This window comes from Peribacillus sp. P4_C12, assembly GCF_056402095.1.
The window spans coordinates 1-1,156 of sequence record NZ_JBFUIB010000871.1; the positions used below are offsets into that span (position 1 = coordinate 1).

The 1,156-nt window shown below is 34.4% G+C and carries 2 protein-coding genes; both read left to right on the forward strand.

Going from position 1 to position 1,156, the window contains the following annotated elements:
- The coding region (locus AC1DUW_RS29825; RefSeq protein ID WP_477644306.1) for a M3 family metallopeptidase at positions 1-618 on the forward strand (618 nt) is incomplete at its 5' end.
- 269 nt (positions 619-887) lie between these two features.
- Positions 888-1,156, forward strand: a 269-nt coding sequence (locus AC1DUW_RS29830) for a hypothetical protein (RefSeq protein WP_477644307.1), incomplete at its 3' end; no start/stop codon positions are given.

Genomic DNA, 1,156 nt, shown 5'->3' on the forward strand with positions numbered 1-1,156 from the left:
TTTCATAACCATGCGATGAAACCTGTTAATGGAATGAATAAACAATATCCAATGAGTATTGCTGAAACTGCTTCAACATTTTCCGAAATGATCATCTTAGATGCTGCAATGGAAAAAGCTGAATCCACTAAAGAAAAATTGTTTTTACTTGATGAAAAATTAAAACGCAGTGTGATGAATTTCTTGAATATTCATTCTAGGTTCTTGTTCGAAAAGAAATTTTACGAGGAACGTAAAGAGGGGATTGTTTCATCATCACGTTTAAATGAACTAATGCAAGAAGCAATAGATGAAGGGTATGAAGGTTCTCTTGATAATGCTTCTATCCATTCTTGGGTTTGGACACCACATTATTATATGACCAAATCTCCATTTTACAACTTTCCATATACATTCGGGTACTTATTTTCTCTTAGTATTTATGCAAAGGCAAAGGAAAAAGGAAAAGAATTTGAAAAAGATTATTTAGACTTGCTTCGTGATTCAGGAAGTATGCCCACAGAAGATTTAGTAATGAAGCATTTAGGGGAAGATATTACATCAGAAGCCTTTTGGGAAAAAGGAATTGAATTATGCGTTAAAGATGTCGAAGAATTTATTACCTTAACATCTTCTTAAGTTTACGGGTACTTTACTTCAAAATAAGGAAGGTTGCTGAGGCRGCCTTTTTCTTATGGCACTCACGGGGCAGTATAGTTCCATAAGGTTACATCCCTTTTTTGGGTTAATTTGGCGATAAGTGAAATGAAACATCATTGATTCGGGAAACGTATAAGAAGAAACTATAAAAAAGGGATTGAAGGAAATTGGCACAGTATTTCTCTTTACTAGTCTTGTCATTTGTAATGCTTGTGGGGATGTCGGCTTATTTTTGGCATTTTTATAAATTGAAAAAGAAAAACGGAAATTCGTATAAGATACCGATCAAGGACATTCTTGGAGTCGCCTTTTTATTTCTCCTATCAGGATTCCTGTTTGTTTATTCTTTGTTAGACCTGCCTAACGTTTTAGCTGATAAGACGAAACAATATAAAGGGGATTGTGAGATCGTCATATTCGATATTACAAGAGGGGGACATACAGAGGCTAACTTTGGAAAGCATAGCATTATGTTTCCTAAGAATTATCAAGGTGTAGAAGAAGGTAAATACTACTG